Source organism: Corynebacterium lujinxingii (genome assembly GCF_014490555.1).
In the GTDB taxonomy this organism is placed as follows: Bacteria; Actinomycetota; Actinomycetes; order Mycobacteriales; family Mycobacteriaceae; genus Corynebacterium; species Corynebacterium lujinxingii.
In genome coordinates this window covers 1,467,990-1,482,829 of sequence record NZ_CP061032.1, presented here as the reverse complement: position 1 = coordinate 1,482,829, position 14,840 = coordinate 1,467,990, and the positions used below count along the sequence as shown (strand labels likewise).

Below are 14,840 nucleotides of genomic sequence, written 5' to 3'. Positions count from 1 at the left end.
CCGGGTAAACTGCCCCGCATGATTACTCGCCTGTCCACGCTGTTCCTGCGCACTCTGCGCGAAGATCCCGCCGATGCTGAAGTGCCGAGCCACAAACTGCTGGTCCGCGCCGGGTACGTGCGCCGCGCCGCGCCGGGCGTGTACTCGTGGCTGCCGCTGGGGCTGCGCGCGCTGCGCAAGGTCGAGGGCGTTGTGCGCGAGGAGATGGACGCGATGGGCGGCCAGGAGCTGCTGTTCCCGGCGCTGCTTCCCCGCGAGCCGTACGAGGCGACGAACCGCTGGAACGAATACGGCGACGAGCTGTTCCGCCTCAAAGACCGCAAGGGCGCGGACATGCTGCTCGGACCCACGCACGAGGAGATGTTCACCGCGGCCGTGAAGGACCTGTACTCCTCGTACAAGGATTTCCCGGTCACGCTGTACCAGATCCAGACGAAGTACCGCGACGAGGCGCGTCCGCGCGCGGGCATCCTGCGTGGGCGCGAGTTTGTGATGAAGGACTCCTACTCTTTCGACATGTCGGATGAGGGGCTCGACGAGTCCTACGCCAACCACCGCGCGGCCTACCAGCGCATCTTCGACCGCGTGGGCTTGCGTTACGAGATTTGTAAGGCCACCTCCGGTGCAATGGGCGGCTCCGCCTCCGAGGAGTTCCTCGCGTACTCCGACAACGGCGAGGACACCTTCGTGGTTTCCACCGCGGGCGATTACGCCGCCAACGTCGAGGCCGTGACCACGGTCGCGCCCGCCCCGCGTGCGATCGACGGCCTGCCGGAAGCGGTCGAGCACGACACGCCGTCGTCGGAGACCATCGATGCGCTCGTCGAGTGGGCGCAGGGGGCCGGGGTGCGTGTCGACGACCACCCCGCCCAGGCCGAAGACACCCTCAAATGCATGATGATCAAGGTCGACGACCCTCGCGCCGTGGACGAAAACGGCGAGCCGGTCGGCCCCCAGCTAGTTGGAGTGCTTATCCCGGGCGATCGCGAACTGGACGAAAAGCGCCTCGAGGCCTCGCTCGAGCCGGCCACCTTCGAGCTGGCGAGCGACGAAGATTTTGCCAAGAGCGACTTCCTGGTCAAGGGCTACGTCGGCCCCCGCGCACTGCAGGCCAACGGTGTGCGCCTGCTCGCCGACCCGCGCGTGGTGGAGGGCTCGTCGTGGATCACCGGCGCCGACGCGCCGCAGAAGCACGTCGTGGGCCTGGTCGCAGGCCGCGACTTCACGGTCGACGGGTTCGTCGAGGCCGCCGAGATCAAGGAGGGTGACCCGTCGCCGACTGGCAACGGCACCGTCAAACTCGCCCGCGGTATCGAGATGGGCCACATCTTCCAGTTGGGCCGCAAATACACCGAGGCCATGGACGTGCAGATTCTGGACGAAAACGGCAAGCGCGCCGTGCCGACGATGGGTTCTTACGGCATCGGCATTTCCCGCATGTTGGCCGTGGTCGCGGAGCAGCGCCACGACGACAAGGGGCTGGTCTGGCCTGTCGAGATCGCGCCGTACCAGGTGCACGTGGCGGTGGCCAACAAGGACGCCGCGGCGCTCGAGGCGGGCGACCGCATCGCCGCTGAACTCTCCGACGCGGGCCTCGAGGTGCTATTCGACGACCGCCCGAAGGTCTCCCCGGGCGTGAAGTTCAAAGACGCCGAACTGCTCGGCATGCCGTTTATTGTCATCCTGGGCCGCGCGTTCGCGGACGGCAACGTGGAGCTGCGCATCCGCGGCGGCGAGACACTTGAGGTCCCGGCCAACGAGATCGTGGTCAAGGTCCAGGAACTCGTGACTGAGCGTCTGGGCTAAGCCCGCTGGGCGTGGGCGGCGAGCAGAATCGCCGCCTCACGCCACTGCTTCGACTCTGCGTGCGCCGCGGCGTAGCGCCATTGTTTGACCAGGTCGTCTTGCATCGTTGTTACGAGCTCGGTGGCCTGGTCTGCTGTTTCCGGCTCGGCGTAACCGTCGGCGAAGGAGTAGCCGGCAGCGGGGACAAGCGCCTGCCCGTCCGCTCCGTCGAGCAGGCGGGTAAGCGCCGCGGTGCGTTCGTGCGACGCCTCGCGCAGCGCACCGATGCGCGCCCGCAGGTCGCCGTCGGCGTGCGCCAGTGCGATGCCGAGCCCGTAGTAGAGTGCGTTTTCGCGGGCGAGGAGGTCGGCGGCGGAGGCGGTGTCGTCGGCAAGCGGGCCCTCGATGCGGTCGAGATTGACGGGGGCGAGCGCGACAGCGTCGACGGCCTGCGCGACCACGAGGTCCACCGATTCCTCCGGCACCTTGTCCGCTGCGACGACGGTGCGTTCGAGCAGCGCGCCCGCATCTGCCGAGGGCAGATCTGTTTCGTCGAGTTCGACGTTGCACGACGACGGAGTCTCGCCGGCGGTGTCGGTGCCGCACAGGCGCAGTGCTTCGTCGACAAGCTGCACGCTGTGGAAGGTGCGCAACTCAGCCCAGTCGGCGTTGGCGGAGCCCTCGTCCGCCGTAGCCTGCTTTGCCAGCGACATGATTTCGCCGTTGGCGCGCGGTCCGACAACATCCATGACCGTGCAGCTGGTCAACAGCAGCGCGGCCGGCAGCACCATCAGTTTCTTCACCCGCTGCACGTTACACGCTAGGTTTGACGCATGGCATTTCCCACGAACGACGAACTTGAGCAGTTGATCAGCCCGGTAGTCGCGGCGTACGCGATGGACATTGAAAACATCCGCACCGTCAAGGCGGGCAAAAAGTCGCAGGTGGTCATCGCGCTCGATTCGGATACGCACCCGACGCTCGACGAGCTCGAAGAAGTGTCCAACGAGCTCTCCGCGCTTTTCGACGACACCGAGTCCCGCGGCGAAGTGAACTTCGGCGCCGGCTACACCCTGGAGCTGACCACTCCGGGTGTGGACATGCCGTTGACGGCCCCACGCCACTTCCGTCGCAACCGCGGGCGCTTGGTGAAGGTGGGGGACGAAGCGTGGCGCATGGGCCCACTCGACGATGCGGAGGAGAACGTGGCGCTGGTGCGTACCACGAAGAAGGGTGAAGAAATCCGTGTCGCACCGGTTTCGGAAATTGCTGGTGTGGTGGTAGAAATTGAGTTCAACGCGCCCCCGGCAGCAGAGGTTGAGTTGGCGGATCAGGCGTTTGCAGAGCTCGACGCCGCGAAAGCGGAACAGGAAGGAAACAAGTGAATATTGACTTGAACGCGCTGAAGAACATCGAGGCGCAGCAGGGTATCCCGATGGACGACCTGCTCAGCACCATCGCGAATGCGCTGCTGTATTCGTACCGCGAGTTCAAGGAGGTCCCCGCGACTGAGGGGGCCAAGGCGCGTGTGGACATCGACACCGACACCGGCGATGTCGCTGTGATCGTCAGCGAGCTAAACGACGACGGCGAGGTCGTCTCCGAGTACGACGACACCCCGGTGAATTTCTCCCGTATCGGTGCCGTCGCCGTGCGCGACGCGATCAAGGGCCGCCTGCGCCAGGCGGAGGCCGGTCGCGTCTACGGTGAATACGCCGGCCTGGAGGGCCAGATCGTCTCCGGCATCGTGCAGCGAGACGCGCACGCGGAATCCCGCGGTATCAGCATCGTGCAGCTCGGCACCGAGGCCGACCCGCAGGACGGCATCCTGCTGCCGGCCGAGAAGATTCCGGGCGAGGTGCTGCGCCACGGCGACCGCATCAAGGCTTATGTCGTCGGCGTGAACAAGGGCGACAAGCGCGTGCAGGTCAACCTGTCGCGCACCCACCCGGAGCTGGTGCGTGGCCTGTTCGCGCTCGAGGTGCCGGAGGTTGCCGACGGCTCCGTGGAGATCGTCAGCATCGCCCGCGAGGCCGGCCACCGCTCCAAGGTGGCTGTGCGCGCGACGGTCAAGGGCGTCAATGCCAAGGGCGCGTGCATCGGTCCGCGCGGCGCTCGCGTGTCCAACATTATGCAGCAGCTCGGCGGCGAAAAGATCGACATCATCGACTGGGATGTCGACCCGGCCAAGTACGTCGGTAACTCGCTGGCTCCCTCGAAGGTGGTGGACGTGACCGTGCTCGACCTCGAAGCACAGGCAGCGCGCGTCACCGTGCCGGATTACCAACTGTCGTTGGCCATTGGCAAGGAGGGTCAAAACGCCCGCCTGGCTGCGCGTCTGACGGGGTGGAAGATCGATATCCGCTCCGACGCGGACGCCGTGGACGACGAATAATTTCCGCCTTCTCAGGCAAATGACCACAAACCCGCAGGAAGTACAGTTTCTGCGGGTTTTGGCGTACAGTGTTCTCTGGCTTTGCGTCCGCACGTCAGGTGCGGCGGCCCGCCGCGCGCGGATCGTGCGTCGGTGTGAAGACGGGTTTATAGAGGTATGCGGAAAGGATGCGGATGAGCGGATCGCGCAAGCACCCCATTCGCACACGCACCTGTATTGCCACCCGCCAGACGCACCCCGACGTCGAACTGTTGCGCGTGGTCGCCGACCCGGACGTGCCGGGAAGGATCCTCGCCGATCCGGGCAGAACACTACCTGGGCGGGGAGCATGGATCACCCCGTCGTTGGACGCAGTCGAGCTGGCGGAACAACGTCGCGCCTTCGGGCGGGCGCTCCGTCTGTCTACGCAAGTGGACCTAGGTCATGTACGTACGTACCTCGCTTCGTCGCAACGTAAGGGCGGCGGGGCAAACGACCCAGACGATAAAGGAAAGACCGAACACTGATGAGTACGCAACCATGAAGCAGCATCAGCGATGAAAGTCACTGACCACGTCTAGGGGCCGGTAGCCGAAGGGCACCTGGCTCCTAGCATCAACGACAAGGAGACATGTGTCCGGAAAGCTACGCGTACACGAGTTGGCTAAACAGCTCGGCGTAACAAGTAAGGAATTGCTCGCCACGCTGAAAGAGCAGGGCGAGTTTGTGAAGACGGCGTCCTCGACGATCGAGCCGCCCGTCGTAAAGAAAATGAAGGCGCACTACGCCGAAAAGAACGGCGGCGCGTCCGAGAAGGACGAGAAGAAGGACGCGCCGGCTCCGAAGAAGCCGCCGCTGAAGAAGCCGGGTCAGAACCGTGCAAAGTCGGCGGCGCCGAAGCCTGCCGGAGCCAAGCCGGCCCAGGCGAAGCCGGTGCCGTCCGCGCCGAAGGACCCGGCCACTAAGCCGGCCGGCGGCGAGCCGACCCCAAAGCCGGGTGCGGCCAAGCCTGCTGCTCCGAAGCCGGGTGCGGCCAAGCCTGCTGCTCCGAAGCCGGGCGCCGCGAAGCCTGGCGCTCCCAAGCCTGGTGCACCGAAGCCTGCAGCTCCGAAGCCTGGTGCACCGAAGCCTGGTGCACCGAAGCCTGCAGCTCCGAAGCCGGGGGCGGCGAAGGGTGATGGTCCGAAGCCGGGCGCGATGCCGCGTCCGATGCCCAAGCCGGGCGGCCGCCCGCGCGTGGCCAACAACCCGTTCTCGTCCAACTCCGGCGGTGGCCAGCGTCCGCCTCGTCCGGGCGGGGGTCGTCCGGGTGGCGGCCGCAGCGGTCAGGGCCAGGGTGGCCCGCGTCCGGGCGGCGCTCGCCAGGGCGGCGGTTCCCGTCCGTCCCCGGCGGATATGCCGGCAGGTCCGTCGCCGACACAGATGCCGTCCAAGGCAGCCGCACCGGGTGGTCGCGGCCGTGGCGGCGGTGGACGTGGTCGCGGTGGCGGCCCGGGTGGTCCGCGTTTCGGCGGTCCGGGCGGCGGTTTCCGCGGCCGCGGCGGACGCCGCGGCGGTACCGCAGGTGCATTCGGCCGTCCGGGTGGTGCGCCCGGCAAGCGTCGCAAGTCCAAGGGCCAGAAGAGGGCTGAATACGAGGAGATGCACAAGCCGAACGTCATCGGTGGCGTTCGACTGCCTGACGGCGGCGGCAAGACCGTGCGCCTGCGTCAGGGTGCGACCCTGTCCGACCTTGCAGAGAAGATCAACACCGATGCATCCTCGCTGGTGCAGGCGCTGTTCAACCTCGGCGAGATGGTGACCGCTACGCAGTCTGTGTCCGAGGAGACGCTGCAGCTGCTCGGCGCGGAGATCAACTACGAGGTTGAGATCGTCTCGCCCGAGGACGAGGATCGCGAGCTGCTCGAGTCCTTCGACCTGCAGTTCGGCGAGGATGAGGGCGGCGAAGAGGCGCTCGAGCAGCGCCCGCCAGTGGTGTCCGTCATGGGCCACGTCGACCACGGTAAGACCCGTCTGTTGGACTCGATCCGCAAGGCGAACGTGGGCCGCGGCGAGGCCGGCGGCATTACCCAGGGCATCGGCGCGTACCAGACCGAGGTCACCCTCGAGGACGAGCCACGCAAGATCACGTTCCTGGATACCCCGGGCCACGAGGCGTTCACCGCCATGCGTGCCCGTGGTGCGAAGTCGACCGACCTGGCCATCCTTGTGGTGGCAGCGGACGACGGCGTAATGCCGCAGACCGTCGAGGCGATCAACCACGCGAAGGCGGCCGATCTGCCGATCGTGGTTGCCGTGAACAAGGTGGATAAGCCGGAGGCTCAGCCGGACAAGATCCGGGGCCAGCTCACCGAGTACGGGCTCGTGCCGGAGGAGTACGGCGGCGACACCATGTTCGTCGACATCTCCGCGAAGCAGGGCCAGGGTATCGACGACCTCCTCGAGGCCGTCCTGCTCACCGCCGATGCAGCGCTCGAGCTCACGGCAAACCCGGACATGGACGCACAGGGTGTGGCAATCGAGTCCCACCTGGACCGCGGCCGCGGCCCGGTGTCCACCGTGATCGTGCAGCGCGGCACGCTGCGTGTCGGCGACTCCATCGTCGTCGGCGGCAACTTCGGCCGCGTGCGCCGCATGGTCGACGAGTGGGGCAATGACGTGGAAGAGGCGGGCCCGTCCCGTCCGGTCCAGGTCCAGGGCCTCAACGGTGTCCCGGGCCCGGGCGACAACCTGCTCGTGGTCGAGGACGACCGCGTGGCGCGCCAGATTGCGGCGCAGCGTGACGCGCGTATGCGCGCGGCGATGCAGGCCCGCAGCAAGAAGCGCGTGTCCCTGGAGAACCTGGATCAGGCGCTCAAGGAGCGCAGCCAGCTTAACCTCATCCTCAAGGGCGACAACGCCGGTTCGGTGGAGGCCCTGGAGGATGCGCTGCTCAAGATCGAGATCGACGACGAGGTGCAGGTCAACATCATCGACCGCGGTGTCGGTGCTGTGACCCAGACCAATGTCACCCTGGCGGCGGCGTCGGACGCGATCATCATCGGCTTCAACGTGCGTGCAGACGGCAAGGCCACCGAGGAGGCCAACGCCGAGGGCGTCGAGATCCGCTACTACTCGGTCATCTACCAGGCGATCGAGGACGTGGAGAACGCGCTCAAGGGCATGCTCAAGCCGATCTACGAGGAGCGCGACCTGGGCGAGGCGGAGATCCGCCAGATCTTCAAGGCCTCCGCTGTCGGCCTCATCGCCGGCTGCATGGTCACCGAGGGCAAGGTCAAGCGCGGCGCGAAGCTGCGCCTGGTCCGCGATGGCAACGTCATCACGCCGGACGCGACGATCGAGTCGCTGCGCCGTGAGAAGGACGACGTCAACGAGGTGGCCAAGGGCTACGAGTGCGGCATGGTGCTGTCCTACCCGGATATCCAGGTGGGCGACATCATCCAGACCTACGAGATGGTCGAGGTGCCGCGCGACTAGTCGTCGCAAAGCAACTGCTTGACGACGAAACCCCCGCTCCGCGCGAACACGCGCAGGGCGGGGGTTACACTATCCGGAAGTTTCTCAAGAAGGAGTGACATGGCTGACAACCCACGTGCCCAGCGTCTGGCGAAGCAGATCCAGACGATCGTCGCTTCCGCAATCGAGCGGGAGATTAAAGACCGCAGGCTGGAACTGGTCACTGTGACCGACGCGCGCGTCACCGGAGACCTCCACGACGCGACGATTTACTACACCGTCCGCGGTGTCGAAATTGACGACGAGCCCGATTACGAGCAGGCCGCCGAAGCGCTCAACCGGGCGCGCGGGCAGATCCGCAAGATCGTCGGCGACCAGCTTTCGGTGCGGTTCACGCCGACCATCTCGTTTGAGCGCGACACGGTGCCGGAGTCCTCTGCACACATGGAGGAGCTACTCAACCGCGCCCGCGCCCGCGACGAGGAGCTGGCGCGGCTGCGCGCCAACGCCACTCCGGCCGGCGATGCGGACCCGTACAAGCGCTCCGGTGAAGGGGAGTAGTGGAAGTCTCACTGTTTCCGAAGTACACCCAGCAGTTCGCTGCGGTGGCAGACCGGATCCGCTCTGCTGCGCGGGTCCATGTGATCGCCCACGTCAAACCCGACGCCGACGCCATCGGCTCGGCGTGCGCGTTGTCGAAAGGGCTGGACCAACTCGGTGTGGGCAACAACGTCTACATCGGCCAGTCGGTGCCGCATTCTGACAACATGCGCACCATCCCGGGCGTGGACGACATCATCTACGGCGGCGAGCTGCCCGACGGTGGTGTGGTGGTGACGGTGGACTGCGCGTCCGCCGACCGCACCGGGACGTACCTGCCAGCTATCTCGGCGGACCCGGAGCGGGTGATCGTGATCGACCACCACAACACCAACCCCGGCTTCGGCGGGCGAAACCTCATCGTCGAGTCTGAATCCACCACCGTGATGGTGCGCGAACTGCTTGCCCATCTGGGCGTGACGCTTGACGACGACATCGCCTACTGCCTGTACGCGGGGCTGGTCACCGATACCGGCAACTTCCGGTGGGGCACACCGCGCATGCATGTGCTCGCCGCCGAGTTGATGGAGTTCGGGTTAAACACCCGCCAGATCGCGCTGGATCTTATGGACACGATGAGCGCGAGCGACCTGCAGCAGATGGGCTCAGTCCTGGCAGAGACGCAGATCATGCCGGCGAAGGGCCTCAACGTTGCGGTGCTGACCGTTCCGGTGGGGCTGCTCACCCGCATGAGCCAGACCGCGGTGGAAGCGATCATCGACTACGCCCGCGCGCTTGAAGGCACCGACGTCGGCGTCGTGCTCAAAGAGCAGGAGAAGGGGAACTGGGCGGTGTCGCTTCGTTCGACCATCGTCGACGTCTCCGCGGTGGCGGCGTCGCTCGGCGGCGGCGGGCACACCGCGGCTGCGGGCTATACGGGACTGGGCACCCGCGAGGATGTCGTCCGCGACCTGCTCGCTGCCCTGCCGGATGTGTCGCAGCGATGACGGGGGCCGTATCTTCGCGGACCCCGTCCGCGCGCGACATTTTGCTGCTCGCGCTGCCGGCGCTCGGGGTGCTTGCTGCCAACCCGCTGTATCTGTTGTTGGATACGGCGGTCGTCGGCAGGCTCGGCACCGCTGAGCTGGCGGCGTTGGCGGCCGGTGCTGCCATCCAGTCGACGGTGACCACGCAGCTGACATTCTTGTCCTACGGCACGACCGCGCGAAGTGCCCGCTTTTTCGGAGCCGGCAAGCGCCAGAAAGCGATCGAGGAGGGGGTGCAAGCCACCTGGGTCGCACTCGGCGTCGGTGCGGTGCTGGCCACCATCGTGTGGGTGTTCGCCCAGCCGCTAGCCCAGGCGCTCGCAGGCGATTACGACACCAGCGTGCGCGCTGCGTCGTGGATGCGGGTGTGCGCGTTCGCCATCCCGATGACGCTTGTGATCATGGCCGGCAACGGCTGGATGCGCGGGGTGCAAAACACCCGGCTGCCCTTTTTGCTCACGCTGTGCGGGCTGATCCCCGGAGCGGTGTCGCTGCCGCTGTTGGTAAATCGCTTCGGGCTGGTCGGATCCGCGGTGGCCAACGTCATCGGCATGGGGATTACCTCAGTGCTGTTCGTTGTCGCGCTGATTCGCGAACACCGTCGCTCCGGCCACGGGTGGACGCCGCGCTGGGAGATCATCAAAAAGCAGCTGGTGCTCGGCCGCGACCTCATTTTGCGCTCCCTGTCGTTCCAAGTCTCGTTGCTCACCGCCGCCGCGGTGGCAGGCCGCTTCGGTGTAGTTGCGCTGGCGGCGCACCAGTTGATGCTGCAGCTGTGGAACTTCCTCACCCTTGTGCTCGACTCGTTGGCCATCGCGGCGCAGACGCTGACCGGTTCCGCGCTCGGCCGCGGCGGCGCTGACGACGCCCGCGTGGTGGGCCAGGTGGCGTTGAAATACTCCATGGTGTTCGCTGTGGCGCTGGCGGTGGTGTTCGCGGTGTTCCGCGAGCCGATTTTGTCGCTGTTTACGGCGGATGAGGCGGTCGTCGATACGCTTGTCGCCCCGTGGTTCTTGTTCATCGCGATGATCGTGGCGGGAGGCGCAGTGTTTGCGCTCGACGGTGTGCTGCTCGGTGCGTCCGACGCGGCCTACCTGCGTAACCTGACGCTGTTTTCGCTCATCGGGGTTGCGCTGCCGATCATTCTCGCTTCCGGCGCGTTTGGTTGGGGGCTTACCGGCATCTGGGTCGGACAGCTCGGCCAGGTGCTGGTGCGGCTCGTCGGCGTGGTGTTGCGGTTCCGCTCGATGCGGTGGGCCGTGACCGACGTCGATGGTAAACAGGGTGCATGACCACCACCCTCTGGGCTGTGAGCGACCTGCATGCCGCGGTGAAGCTCAACGGCCCGAAAATCGCCGAGATTCAGCCGGCTGACCCATCGGACTGGCTCATTGTTGCCGGCGATGTTGCGGAGCGTTTTGAGTTGATCGTCGAAGTGATGGGAAACCTCGCCGAGCGCTTCGACACGGTGATCTGGGTGCCGGGCAACCACGAGCTGTTCTGCCGCTCCGCCGACCGTTACCGGGGGCGCGAGAAGTACGCCATGCTCGTGCAGGCGATGCGGTCCATCGGCGTGATCACCCCGGAGGACCGCTATCCGGTCTTCGGCGGGGTGACTGTCGCGCCGCTGTTTACCCTCTACGACTATTCGTTCCGCAGCCGCGAGTTCACTGTCGACGAAGCGCTGCAGGCGGCCCACGAGAAAAGCGTGGTGATGACCGACGAGTTCGCCATCGCCCCGTTCGTGGATATCCGCGGCTGGTGCTGGGACCGGCTGGCGTACACCACGAAACGCCTGTCGCGCATCAGCGGGCCGACGATCCTGGTCAACCACTGGCCGCTCGTGCAAGAACCGGTGCAGCAGATGAAGTGGGCGGAAATCGCCCTGTGGTGCGGCACCCGGCACACGCGCACGTGGCCCAAGCGTTACGACGCCCAGGCAGTCGTGTACGGTCACCTGCACATGCCGGGGGTGACCACCGTCGACGGTGTCGACCACATCGAGGTTTCCCTGGGCTATCCGCGCGAGTGGCAGCACTATCCACCTGGGCGGCCGTTCCCGTACCCGGTCATGGAGGTTGAGCAGTGATGCAGGACATTTCGCTGTTCCCTCCGGAGGCGCGGTGCGTGTTTTTCCTTACCGACGACGCAGGGGATCTGACGCGTTACGACGATCTACACCCCGCCGAGCGGCAAGAGGTTAAAGCAGCCGTGGACGTTCGCAAGGGCGAGTTCGGCGACGCGCGCTGGTGCGCCCACGAGGCGCTGCGCGAACTCGGCGTGGAATCCGCCGGAGCGATCTTGCGCGGCGAGCGCGGCATGCCGCTGTGGCCGGAGGGCTACACCGGCTCGCTCACCCACACCGACGGGCTGCGCGCCGCGGTGGCCGCCTCCACCCGCCACGTCCACTCGATGGGGCTGGACGCCGAGCCGGCCGAGGCGTTGCCGGACGGGGTGTTGCGCTCCATCGCGAGCGACACTGAGATCGCAATGGTGGAGCGCATGCGCGCAAACGGGCAGCCGTGGGCGGACCGGCTGTTGTTTTGTGCAAAGGAAGCAACCTACAAGTGCTGGTTCCCAATGACGCGGCGCTGGCTGGACTTCGACGAGGCGGAAATCGAGCTGCGCGCCGACGGCACGTTCATTTCCCAACTGCTCGCACGCCCAGCCCCGGTGCCGCTGTTTGAAGGCCGCTGGGTGGTGCGCGGCGGCTACGTCATCGCCTCCACCTACGTGCGCTGACGCACCTACAGCGTCGACGGTCGCGCCACGAACACCGTGGCCAACCGTTTTCCCTGCTCCTTGACCAGCGCAACGGCCCGCCCGTCGGGGCCGACCGCAGCGTGCACGCCCTTCAGCCCGCGCGGTTCGAGCCATTTGCCCATGGAAAGTGCTGCGTACTCCTCGGCGGTGACGTCGAGTACCGGCCAGGCGCGGGTGAGTGCGTCGTCCATGGACAGTGACAGCTGCGCGTTTTTTTCTAGCTCCTCGAGGGTGCGGGCGTCGTCGAGGGTGAATGAGCCGACACGGTGTCGTCGTAAAGCAATCAAGTGCCCGCCGACGCCGAGCGCGGCGCCGAGATCGCGCCCGAGCGAGCGGATATACGTGCCGGTGGAGCAGTGCACGCGCGCGTCGACGTCGATCACACCGTCATGGCGGCGGATCTCGCCGAGCTCGAAGGCGTGGATCGTCACCGGGCGGGCCGGGATGTCCACGTCCTCGCCGGCGCGCACCAGTTCGTGGGCGCGGCGTCCGTCGATCTTGATCGCGGAAACCTTTGACGGCACCTGCATAATCTCGCCGGTGAGGTTCGAGACCGCGGCGCGGATCGCCTCCTCGCTCACCTTTGATGCGTCGTGCGTCTCGACGACATCGCCCTCCGCGTCGTCCGTCGTCGTCGCTTGGCCCAGCCGAATGGTCGTCTCGTACACCTTGTCGTCGGCCACCAGGTGGGCGAGCAGTTTCGTGCCGCGTTCGATGCCTGCGACGAGCACCCCGGTCGCCATCGGGTCGAGCGTGCCCGCGTGCCCCACCTTGCGGGTACCGAAGAAGCGGCGCAGGCGGGCGACCACGTCGTGGCTTGTCAGGCCAGCTGGCTTATCGACGACAACAATGCCGAACGTTGCGAGGGGATCGTTCATGCCACGAGCGTATCCCGTACTGTGTCGGGCGTGGATATTTTGGCAGGGCTTAACGCGGTTCCGGAAACGCTCGGCAACAACGGCACCGTCGTCACCATTGGTGTGTTCGACGGCGTGCACCGCGGCCACCAAATGCTCATCTCGCAGGCCGTGCACAGGGCCCGCGAACTCGGCGTGCCCAGTGTCGTGATGACATTCGACCCGCACCCCGTGACGGTGTTTACCCCCGACCGCAGCCCGGCGGCGCTGATGTCGCTGGAGGAGCGGGCCCACCACATCGCGGAACTCGGTGTGGACTACCTGCTTGTTATCGATTTCCGCCACGAACTCGGCGGGCTCACGCCGCAGGAGTACGTCGATGACGTGCTCGTCAGCAAGCTCGGAGCCCGGCACATTTTGGTGGGGGAGAACTTCACCTTTGGCAAAGACGCGGCCGGCACCGCCACCACCATGGCGCAACTGGGTGAGCAGGCGGGCGTCGACGTGACCATTGTGCGGTTGCTTTCCGACGGCGGCGTGCGGGTGTGCTCGACCGCTATCCGCGACCAACTGTCCGGCGGCAACGTGCACACCGCCACCGACTACATGGGCCGGCCGTTTTCCGTCATCGCCCCGATCGAGCGCGGGGCGGGCCGCGGCGGCAAGGAACTGGGCTACCCGACGGCGAACCAGTACGCCTCCGACGCCGCGGCCGTCCCCGCCGACGGCGTCTACGCCGGGTGGCTGACCATTATCGACGACGCCCCCATCGACGGCGACATGGAACCCGGGGAGCGCTACCCGGCGGCGATCTCCGTGGGCACTAACCCCACATTCGGGGACCTGCGACGCAGCGTGGAGTCGTTTGTGCTCGACCGGGACGCCGACCTGTACGGGCGCATGGCGCGCGTGGAATTCGTGGGCAAAGTGCGCGACATGCTGAAGTTCGACTCCGTCGACGAGCTTTTAGAGCACATGGCCCGCGATGTGGCCACCACCCGCGATATCCTCGGGGCATGACCACCAAGCTGATTCTGGATCTGGACACCGGTATCGACGATGCCCTCGCCCTCGCGTACGCCCTGGCCTCGCCGGAAGTCAACCTTATCGGGGTGACCTGTACCTACGGCAACGTGGTTGTCGCTGATTCGGTGCGCAACACGCTCGCCATCTTGGAGCTGTTCGGCCGAACGGACATCCCGGTGTTCGCCGGACCAGACCACGCGCGGGTGAAGGATTCCTTCGAAGTCCAGGAAATCTCGGCGTTTATCCACGGCAAAAACGGCATCGGTGAAGTGGAGATCCCCGACCCGAAGCGGCAGGTGGAAACGACATCCGCGGTCGACTTTCTCGTCGAGTCTGTCGATGCTTACGGCGATGATCTCATCATCGTGCCGACCGGCCCGTCGACTACGATCGCGGAAGCGGTTGAAGCTTCCAACGTGTTCCGCGAAAACGCCAACATCGTGATGATGGGCGGTGCGCTGACCGTCCCCGGCAACGTCACCGCGTGGTCCGAGGCAAACATCAACCAGGATCCGGAAGCTACGGATCTGCTGTTCCGGAAGGTTCGCAACGTCACCATGATCGGCCTCGACGTCACCCTGAAAACGCTTCTGACCACGAAGGAAACCGCGCAATGGTCTGCGCTTGGCACCACCGGCGGCAACTTCCTGGCGGACATCACGAACTACTACATCGACGCGTACAAGACCACCTCGCCGCACTTGGGCGGCTGCGGCTTGCACGACCCGCTCGCCGTCGCGGTGGCTATTCAGCCTGGTTTGGTTGACACGCTCGGCATCAACATGAAGGTGGACACCGATGGCGAGACGCGCGGGCGCACGATTGGCGACGAGACGCGGCTCAACGACCAGGACAAGACAGCCGCCGTCGCAGTCCGAGTCGACACCGCCGGCTTTTTGGACGAGTTCATGCGTCGACTGACCGGTTTGGCCCGCGAAACAGCCGTCGTGTAGTCTTTCCCGAGGTCTTGCGCCATTCGACTGTGGTTCGTGG

At 66.1% G+C, this 14,840-nt stretch carries 14 protein-coding genes; 12 read left to right on the top strand and 2 right to left on the bottom strand.

Annotated features, from left to right (window positions below; all coding sequences use genetic code 11):
• Window positions 1-18 precede the first annotated feature (18 nt).
• Window positions 19-1,806, top strand: coding sequence for a proline--tRNA ligase (locus IAU68_RS07410; RefSeq protein WP_171192673.1), 1,788 nt, complete (start codon window positions 19-21; stop codon window positions 1,804-1,806).
• Here IAU68_RS07410 and IAU68_RS07405 read toward each other — a convergent pair.
• Window positions 1,803-2,588 carry a DUF4439 domain-containing protein gene (locus IAU68_RS07405; protein WP_231698993.1) on the bottom strand — a complete coding sequence of 262 codons (786 nt, stop codon included), beginning with the start codon at window positions 2,586-2,588 and terminating at the stop codon, window positions 1,803-1,805. The genes IAU68_RS07410 and IAU68_RS07405 overlap by 4 nt on opposite strands.
• 30 nt (window positions 2,589-2,618) lie before the next feature.
• Between IAU68_RS07405 and rimP the strand changes: the two genes are divergently transcribed.
• From rimP to IAU68_RS07360, 9 genes are all read left to right on the top strand, one after another.
• Window positions 2,619-3,170, top strand: a complete 552-nt coding sequence (gene rimP / locus IAU68_RS07400; protein ID WP_171192672.1) for a ribosome maturation factor RimP — start codon at window positions 2,619-2,621, stop codon at window positions 3,168-3,170.
• A complete protein-coding gene (gene nusA, locus IAU68_RS07395) occupies window positions 3,167-4,180 on the top strand; it encodes a transcription termination factor NusA (protein WP_171192671.1) in 1,014 nt (337 codons plus the stop codon). Before rimP ends, nusA begins: the two co-directional genes overlap by 4 nt.
• A gap of 173 nt (window positions 4,181-4,353) precedes the next feature.
• Window positions 4,354-4,686, top strand: coding sequence for a YlxR family protein (locus IAU68_RS07390; RefSeq protein WP_171192670.1), 333 nt, complete (start codon window positions 4,354-4,356; stop codon window positions 4,684-4,686).
• Window positions 4,687-4,792: 106 nt separating this feature from the next.
• Complete coding sequence (gene infB / locus IAU68_RS07385) at window positions 4,793-7,636, top strand: translation initiation factor IF-2 (protein WP_171192669.1); 2,844 nt, start codon at window positions 4,793-4,795, stop codon at window positions 7,634-7,636.
• Window positions 7,637-7,735: 99 nt separating this feature from the next.
• Window positions 7,736-8,176, top strand: a complete 441-nt coding sequence (gene rbfA, locus IAU68_RS07380; RefSeq protein ID WP_171192668.1) for a 30S ribosome-binding factor RbfA — start codon at window positions 7,736-7,738, stop codon at window positions 8,174-8,176.
• Window positions 8,176-9,162 carry a DHH family phosphoesterase gene (locus tag IAU68_RS07375; RefSeq protein ID WP_231698992.1) on the top strand — a complete coding sequence of 329 codons (987 nt, stop codon included), beginning with the start codon at window positions 8,176-8,178 and terminating at the stop codon, window positions 9,160-9,162. The genes rbfA and IAU68_RS07375 overlap by 1 nt, the downstream gene beginning before the upstream one ends.
• Window positions 9,159-10,493 (top strand): MATE family efflux transporter, encoded by a 1,335-nt coding sequence (locus tag IAU68_RS07370; protein WP_171192667.1) that lies wholly within the window; start codon window positions 9,159-9,161, stop codon window positions 10,491-10,493. The genes IAU68_RS07375 and IAU68_RS07370 overlap by 4 nt, the downstream gene beginning before the upstream one ends.
• A complete protein-coding gene (locus IAU68_RS07365) occupies window positions 10,490-11,290 on the top strand; it encodes a metallophosphoesterase family protein (RefSeq protein WP_171192666.1) in 801 nt (266 codons plus the stop codon). Before IAU68_RS07370 ends, IAU68_RS07365 begins: the two co-directional genes overlap by 4 nt.
• Window positions 11,290-11,943, top strand: coding sequence for a 4'-phosphopantetheinyl transferase family protein (locus IAU68_RS07360; protein WP_171192665.1), 654 nt, complete (start codon window positions 11,290-11,292; stop codon window positions 11,941-11,943). The genes IAU68_RS07365 and IAU68_RS07360 overlap by 1 nt, the downstream gene beginning before the upstream one ends.
• A 5-nt stretch (window positions 11,944-11,948) precedes the next feature.
• Here IAU68_RS07360 and truB read toward each other — a convergent pair whose 3' ends face one another.
• Window positions 11,949-12,842 carry a tRNA pseudouridine(55) synthase TruB gene (gene truB / locus IAU68_RS07355; protein ID WP_171192664.1) on the bottom strand — a complete coding sequence of 298 codons (894 nt, stop codon included), beginning with the start codon at window positions 12,840-12,842 and terminating at the stop codon, window positions 11,949-11,951.
• A gap of 30 nt (window positions 12,843-12,872) precedes the next feature.
• Here truB and IAU68_RS07350 point away from each other — a divergent pair, with 30 nt between their 5' ends.
• Both IAU68_RS07350 and IAU68_RS07345 read left to right on the top strand, forming a co-directional pair.
• The gene (locus IAU68_RS07350) at window positions 12,873-13,841 is read left to right on the top strand and encodes a bifunctional riboflavin kinase/FAD synthetase (protein ID WP_407928707.1); all 969 of its coding nucleotides are present in this window, start codon (window positions 12,873-12,875) and stop codon (window positions 13,839-13,841) included.
• A complete protein-coding gene (locus tag IAU68_RS07345; RefSeq protein ID WP_171192662.1) occupies window positions 13,838-14,800 on the top strand; it encodes a nucleoside hydrolase in 963 nt (320 codons plus the stop codon). Before IAU68_RS07350 ends, IAU68_RS07345 begins: the two co-directional genes overlap by 4 nt.
• The last annotated feature ends 40 nt before the right edge of the window (window positions 14,801-14,840 follow it).